Annotated in this window: 6 protein-coding genes; 1 reads left to right on the top strand and 5 read right to left on the bottom strand. The window is 59.0% G+C overall.

Translation table 11 applies throughout. From position 1 onward, the window contains the following. Positions 1–123 precede the first annotated feature (123 nt). Positions 124–1437 (bottom strand): serine dehydratase subunit alpha family protein, encoded by a 1314-nt coding sequence (locus DWV58_RS07580; protein ID WP_117776708.1) that lies wholly within the window; start codon positions 1435–1437, stop codon positions 124–126. 267 nt (positions 1438–1704) lie between these two features. On the opposite strand from DWV58_RS07580, the gene rpiB reads away from it, so the two are divergent. Beyond that, positions 1705–2172 carry a ribose 5-phosphate isomerase B gene (gene rpiB, locus DWV58_RS07575; RefSeq protein WP_055251633.1) on the top strand — a complete coding sequence of 156 codons (468 nt, stop codon included), beginning with the start codon at positions 1705–1707 and terminating at the stop codon, positions 2170–2172. Between the two features lie 233 nt (positions 2173–2405). Here the strand turns inward: rpiB and ndk are convergent, their stop codons facing one another. The 4 genes from ndk to DWV58_RS07560 all read right to left on the bottom strand — a co-directional run bounded on the left by ndk (position 2406) and on the right by DWV58_RS07560 (position 6368). Continuing rightward, positions 2406–2810 carry a nucleoside-diphosphate kinase gene (ndk, locus tag DWV58_RS07570; protein ID WP_117776707.1) on the bottom strand — a complete coding sequence of 135 codons (405 nt, stop codon included), beginning with the start codon at positions 2808–2810 and terminating at the stop codon, positions 2406–2408. A 378-nt stretch (positions 2811–3188) separates the two neighbouring features. Then, entirely contained in the window at positions 3189–4619 is a 1431-nt protein-coding gene (gene argH, locus DWV58_RS07565) for an argininosuccinate lyase (protein ID WP_117776706.1), read from the bottom strand. Between the two features lie 118 nt (positions 4620–4737). Further along, positions 4738–4908 (bottom strand): hypothetical protein, encoded by a 171-nt coding sequence (locus tag DWV58_RS09880; protein WP_158550218.1) that lies wholly within the window; start codon positions 4906–4908, stop codon positions 4738–4740. A gap of 233 nt (positions 4909–5141) precedes the next feature. Beyond that, positions 5142–6368, bottom strand: coding sequence for an argininosuccinate synthase (locus DWV58_RS07560; RefSeq protein ID WP_035138001.1), 1227 nt, complete (start codon positions 6366–6368; stop codon positions 5142–5144). Positions 6369–6748: the final 380 nt, after the last annotated feature.

Below are 6748 nucleotides of genomic sequence, written 5' to 3'. Positions count from 1 at the left end.
CGCATCAAGCGCGAGAACGACCTGGTGACATACCGCGAGATCCTCGCTGTCCGCAATGCAGACAGGTGCTTTACAGCCACAAGCGCGATAGTTTCAACAACAAGATGCAGTGCCCCAGAGCCCCTAGCAGTCGACGATGGTCTTGCCGATCATGATGTTGAGGATCTCGACGTCGGTATCCTTCATGCCAACGCGGCCCACATAGCCCATGCTGGCGATCGTCTCTTCCACCGTATCCTGAATCAGGCCCTCGCCGGCACGGAAGCCGCGGCCCTGCATGGCCATATCGTGGCCCAGAATCGCCGCATCAACGGCAGCGGAAATCTTAGCGGCGCAGCTTGCCTTGGCGCCATCGCACACGATGCCGCCCACGTTACCGAGCGTATTGGAGACCGTCGCGCCGATCTGCTCGCGCGTGCCACCGCACAGCCAGGTAATCGCCGCGCCGGCACCGCACGCAGCGCAAATAGCACCGCAAAACGCCGAGAGCGCACCAATATAGCTCTTGATATGCACAGCAATAAGATCGGACAGCATCACGGCGCGCACCAGGCGCTCGTGGTCGCAGCGCAGGTAGTCGGCATATTCCATAACGGGCAACGCACAGGTAATACCCTGGTTGCCCGAGCCGCACACAATGGCGACCGGTAGCGCACAGCCGTTCATACGGGCGTCAGACCCGGCGGCCGCACGCGCACGCGCACGGCAGGCGACATCGTCGGCGCGAGCGCCCAGCAGCGTACGGCCCACCTCGGCGCCCCAAGCGTTCGCCAAGCCCTCGGCGCTAATAGCGCCGTTCAGCTCAATCTGACGCTCAACGGCAGCGCGGGCGCCCTCGATGTCGCCGTCCTCGATAAAGTCAATGATAGACTCAATCGACATGGGCGTATCGGCGGCACGCTCGGCCACGACGCGCTCGGCGCAGGCGGCACACTCCCCCGCCGACTTGCCACACATCGGAATGCCATCGAGTGTATGGCACGTAACATTGGTGTGATGGTCGGTGATCTCGACGACCGCAGTATGACCTCCGGCCGTGGCAGTCACCTTAATGTAGAGGTTGGGCACACCCTCGACAAGCGACACATCGCAGTAGTCGGCATCGGAGAGCAGCTCGGTCACGCGAGCACGGTCTGCATCGCCAACACTCTCGAGCACCTCGAGCGCGCTCTTGGCGTCACCGCCCACGGCACCCAGCACGGCCGCGGCCTCAATACCGTGCATACCGCCCGAGTTGGGCACGGTCACGCTCTTTACGTTCTTGATGATGTTGCCCGAGCAGGCAACAACCATATGTTCGGGTTCGCAACCGAGCGTCTGGCTCGCCAGCGCCGCCGCATAGGCAACGGCAATGGGCTCGGTGCAGCCGAGCGCACAGACAAGCTCGCGGTTCAAAACATCACAAAACGCGGTATCACGGATGGAATCGGTAGGCATAGGTATCTCCTACATGTATAACGGGTTGCTCTCGCAAGTATCAACTTCTCCATTTGATAACAAGGCACCAAAAACCGCAAGTCCAGTTCCGGCAGACGGCCGCCAGAAGCAAATTGGCGGCATTTTTCGTGATGGGCTGATGTTCGCGTCCGCTAAAGCGTTTGACCAAAAAACGCCCGAGTGTTTAGGCAAAAGACGCGCTATCATGCAGTCGAACGCGGTAAAACCTTTAGCAATTCCGCCGCACGGACCAGAGAGGAACCACTCATGAAGATCGGTATCGGCAACGACCACGCCGCCGTCGAGCTCAAGAACATCATTTCCGAGCACCTGAAGGAGCGCGGCTGCGAGGTCGTGAACTTTGGCACCGACACCTCCGAGAGCTTTGATTACCCCATCGCCGGCTACAAGGTGGGCAAAGCCGTAGCCAACGGCGACGTCGATCTGGGCATCCTGATCTGCGGCACCGGTGTCGGGATTAGCTTGGCCGCCAACAAGGTCGAGGGCGTTCGTGCCGTCGTGTGCTCCGAGCCCTTCAGCGCCAAGCTCTCGCGCATGCACAACAACACCAACGTGCTCGCCTTTGGCGCCCGCGTCGTGGGCTCCGAGCTCGCCAAGATGATCGTCGACGAGTGGCTCGATGCCGAGTTCGAGGGCGGCCGTCACGAGCGTCGCGTCAATCTCCTCAACGAGATCGACCAGACCCGCGGCCTCAAGGTCGTCGACGAAGCTTAAAGACCTACAACGCCATACGCCAACGAAAACCCCCGTCCGGAACGCAATCCGGGCGGGGGCTCTTTATTAGATTTTTGGTGTATGCCTAGAAATCTACCTTTCGCAGTCCATGTGCGACAAAAGGTAGATTTCTAGCCATGTCCCAAAAATCTACTGGGATAAAAAGGGCGCCGCGGATGGAGTTCCGCGGCGCCTAAGCCACACGCTAACAGCTTTAAGGAGTCAAAGCTGGTTTAGCCAAAGAAGCGCTTGATCTCGATCTCGGCGTTCTCCAGGCAGTCGGAGCCGTGAATCACGTTGGCGTTGACATCGACAGCGAAGTCGCCGCGGATGGTGCCGGGGGCAGCATCAAGCGGGTTGGTAGCGCCCATAAGAGTGCGCATCTTGGAGACAGCAGAAAGACCGGAAACGACCATCTTGACGACCGGACCGCTCGTCATAAAGTCGCAGAGACCGCCAAAGAAAGGCTTGTCGGCCAGATGAGCGTAGTGCTCCTCGACGGTAGCGCGCTCGAGCGTGGTCATCTCCATGCACTCGATGACAAGGCCGCTGCGCTCAATGCGAGTAACGATCTCGCCGATCTTGCGATCGCGCACGGCGTCGGGCTTAATCATGATGAAGGTCTTCTCGATAGCCATAAGGTAGCCTTTCAAGTAGGTTCGCGCGTGCCCAAGTCCCATTCCGGCACTCGCCTGGACTGCATCGTAACAGAGTTTTAGCTGCAGTTAAACAAAAAACTGTTTATTGAAGCGCTGCAATTAATTGAAGCGTTCTATATGTGTCACTTCTGTTTCGAAGCCCGACTAGAGTACCATCCGATTGCCCATCAACCGCACCGAACCGAGCGGACGGTCGGTTGCCGCCTGTGAACGTACCCCCCTTCACAACCTGCCCAAAGGTCCTACAGAAGTTCTCGACAAGCCCCTTCCTTCTCTATAACAAAACGGGTGCCCACCGTAGCGGGCACCCGTAAAGGCAAGATATGATGAACACACCAGACAGACGCATCCAATAAGCTAATTAGCTCCGTGGCCCATCTCGACGACCTTGGTCAGCGATCCAACCACGTCCTCATCGGCCACGAGCTGCGCCTCGGCACGCTGCAGCTGCACGGCAACGGCGGCAGGAGCGGTGCCGCCCTCGGTCGTGCGCGCGGCAACGATCGACGGGATGTCGAGCGCCTCGGTAATATCGCGCTCAAAAAGCGGGCTCGCCTCCTGGAACACCTCAAACGGCAGGTCCTCAAGATTGCAGCCGCGCTTCTCACACATCAGGACCAGGTGCCCCACCACAGCGTGCGCCTCGCGGAATGGCAAGCCGCGCTTAGCCAGGTAGTCGGCAACGTCGGTGGCGGCAAGGTGCCCCACGCCGCACTCGCGCGCCATGGCATCCTCGTTGACGGTCCAAGTCGAAATCATGCCGGCCATAACGGACAGGCACTGCATGAGCGTGTGAGCGGTATCGAGCGCACCCTCCTTGTCCTCCTGCAAGTCCTTGTTATAAGCAAGCGGCAGGCCCTTCATGGTTACAAGCAGCTGCACCAGGTTGCCATAGACTCGGCCACTCTTGCCGCGGATAAGCTCGGCAAAGTCGGGGTTCTTCTTCTGCGGCATGATGGACGAGCCGGTGGAATAGGAGTCGGAAAGCGTGATAAAGCCGAATTCGGAGCTCGACCACAGCACAATCTCCTCGGAAAGACGCGACAGGTGCATGGCCATGACGGAGCCGGCGTAATGCAGATCGAGCAGGAAATCACGGTCGGAAACCGCATCGAGCGAGTTGGGAATCACACCCGCAAAGCCAAGCTCGGCAGCCGTCATCTGGCGATCGAGCGGATAGCTCGTACCGGCAAGAGCGGCAGCACCCAGCGGGCAGTTGTCAGCGGCATCAAAGGCGGCCTTTAGCCGTGTAAAGTCGCGCGCGAACATCCAGGAATACGCCAGCAGATGATGCGACAGCAGCACGGGCTGAGCATGCTGCATGTGCGTGTAGCCCGGCAGAATCACCTTGTCGTACTTCTTAGCCGCATCCACCAGCACATGGCGCAGCTCAAGATTGGCCTCCATGAGCTCCCTGGCCAGCGCCTTGACGCCCAGGCGTGTGTCGGTCGCCACCTGGTCGTTGCGCGAACGTCCGGTATGCAAGCGCTTACCGGCCTCGCCGATGCGACGCGTCAGCTCGCTCTCGATGGACATATGGATGTCCTCGTCGTTGATATCGAAGGTAAAGTTGCCGGCATCGATATCCTGTTCGATTCCGGTCAGGCCCTCGGCAATCGCCTGCTCGTCCTCGGCGCTGATAATGCCCTGGGCCGCCAGCATCTTGGCATGTGCCTTAGAGCCAGCGATATCCTGCTTATAGAGATGTTTGTCGACCGGCAGCGACGCGCCAAACTCCTGCGTGACCTCGGCCACGCCTGCCTCAAAACGACCGCCCCAAAGAGCCATGGAACCGTCCCCTTTCTCCAAATACCAAAACAAGCGCCCAAAGCAATGCGCCATATCGCTAAAGCGATTTTTCAACCGCTAGTTTTACACATTCCCCACCGTGTGCGGAGCCATGTAGCTAATTTGCAAAGAAGTGACGCGCCATGCACTTGGCGCCCAACGTCTCCCTCCGGATGTTGCCCTGCGAACCATCGATCCAGGCCTTCAGGCTCATAGGGACGTCCTCGACCCTTGCAGCATCGAACTCGGGCGCGAGGGCAAGTAAAGCATGCGCGATAGCATTGAACATAATGGATACTCCTCATATATATAGGCGCAGAGCCGCCAAATTGATAGAAGGAGCCCCGCCGGACAACCCCGGCGGGGCTCGGACTCAGCCGCAGACGCGGCATCATATATGCGGGCGGAACGTAGGGGCCACCGATGTTAAGAAGTGTCAGCAAGCATAACGAAAGGTAGGGACCCCGTGCGCCCGTTATGTATCACGCGGATGGGCCGCGCGGATACCGAGGGAAGGAGGCGCTAGGCCTGGGCGGCAGCAGAGCTGGGGCCCTGGACCTTTGCCCACGTCTTGAGCGACAGCGTATCGATCTCGATAAAGCCGGCGCTGGCCTTCTCGTCAAACGTGGTGTCGCGGTCGTAGGTAGCCAGACCGTAGTCGTAGAGGCTGAAGGGGCTCTTGCGGCCGACAACGTGGCAGTTGCCCTTAAAGAACTTCAGACGGACGGTGCCGGTCACGAACTTCTGGGTGTCAGCCATAAAGGCGTCGAGCGCGTTTTTGAGCGGGCTATACCACTGGCCGTTGTACACGGCGGTAGCCCAATCCTGCTCGAGCTTGATCTTGGTCTTGAGCAGATCACCCTCAACGCAAATGTCCTCGAGCGCCTTATGGGCGGTGATAAGCGTCAGGGCGCCGGGAACCTCGTAGCACTCGCGGCTCTTGAGGCCCACCAGACGGTCCTCGACCAGGTCGAGACGGCCAAAGCCGTTGTCGCCCGAAATCTTGTTGAGGGCGATGACGATCTCGGAGAGCTTCATCTTCTTGCCGTCGACGGCGACGGGCTTGCCGGCCTCAAACTCAATCTCGGTGTAGGTCGGGGTGTCCGGCGTGTCCTCGGGGTTCTTGGTCATAACCCAAGCGTCGTCGAGCGGCTCGTTCCAGGGGTCCTCCAGGTGACCGCACTCAATGGCACGACCCCACAGGTTGTCGTCGATGGAGTAGGGGTTGTCGTTGGCACCCTCGGGAACAGGCACGTTGTGGGCGTGGGCATAGGCGACCTCGTCGGGGCGGCACTTCAGATCCCACTCACGAACCGGAGCGATAACCTTAAGCTCGGGATCGAGGGCCTTGACGGCAGCCTCAAAACGAACCTGGTCGTTACCCTTGCCGGTGCAGCCGTGGGCGACGTAGGTCGCACCAAACTCGTGAGCGACCTCGACGAGCTTCTTGGCGAGCAGCGGACGAGACAGGGCGGAGAGCAGCGGGTACTTGTTCTCATACATGGAGTTGGCGGCGATGGCCTTAGTCAGGAACTCATCGGAGAACTCGTCGCGCAGGTCGAGCACCTGGCAATCGAGAACGCCCAGGTCGAGCGCCTTCTGCTTCTTGGCATCCAGTCCGGTCTCTTCCTGGCCCACGTTGCCGCAGACGCAAACGACATCGAGATTCTTCTCGTCTTGGAGCCACTTGACACATACGGATGTATCAAGGCCACCGGAATATGCGAGAACGACTTTTTCCTTGCTCATGGCTGTTTCCTTTCGCCCTTGGTAGCTAGTTAGAACATCGGTCAGTTGCAAGTCACCTTGAGGTCAAAAACCGTGCAATATCAGGTTATTCAGCAGAATGCATCACAGACATGCCCTAGAAACATGCGGCTATGTCGTACTTAAACCCAACGACCTCAAAATGACTCTGTTGAGGCAATTCGCCCCATGCGGACAGAGACGATTGTTATCGTCGTCGGGAAATTGCGCGCTGGCGTCGGATGGCATTGTCTGCAGTGGTGATGATCTTTACGAACTGCATCTGCCTCTCCTTTCACATATCGCCGGGCGCAATTCAAATATCGCAAACGGTACCTTTTCCTCGGTAAGCGGTTGTTTATCCGTCTCCGTTTTCGATGCTC

The organism is Collinsella sp. AF11-11 (genome assembly GCF_003465485.1).
Lineage (GTDB): Bacteria > Actinomycetota > Coriobacteriia > Coriobacteriales > Coriobacteriaceae > Collinsella.
Note: the sequence above shows the minus strand (reverse complement) of the source record. Positions and strands in the feature narration are given on the sequence as shown.

Bases quoted from the DNA above. Each gene is read 5' to 3' on its own strand.
- rpiB (WP_055251633.1), top strand. From the start codon at position 1,705: ATGAAGATCGGTATCGGCAACGACCACGCCGCCGTCGAGCTCAAGAAC.
- DWV58_RS07580 (WP_117776708.1), bottom strand. From the start codon at position 1,437: ATGCCTACCGATTCCATCCGTGATACCGCGTTTTGTGATGTTTTGAAC.
- ndk (WP_117776707.1), bottom strand. From the start codon at position 2,810: ATGGCTATCGAGAAGACCTTCATCATGATTAAGCCCGACGCCGTGCGC.
- DWV58_RS09880 (WP_158550218.1), bottom strand. From the start codon at position 4,908: ATGTTCAATGCTATCGCGCATGCTTTACTTGCCCTCGCGCCCGAGTTC.
- argH (WP_117776706.1), bottom strand. From the start codon at position 4,619: ATGGCTCTTTGGGGCGGTCGTTTTGAGGCAGGCGTGGCCGAGGTCACG.
- DWV58_RS07560 (WP_035138001.1), bottom strand. From the start codon at position 6,368: ATGAGCAAGGAAAAAGTCGTTCTCGCATATTCCGGTGGCCTTGATACA.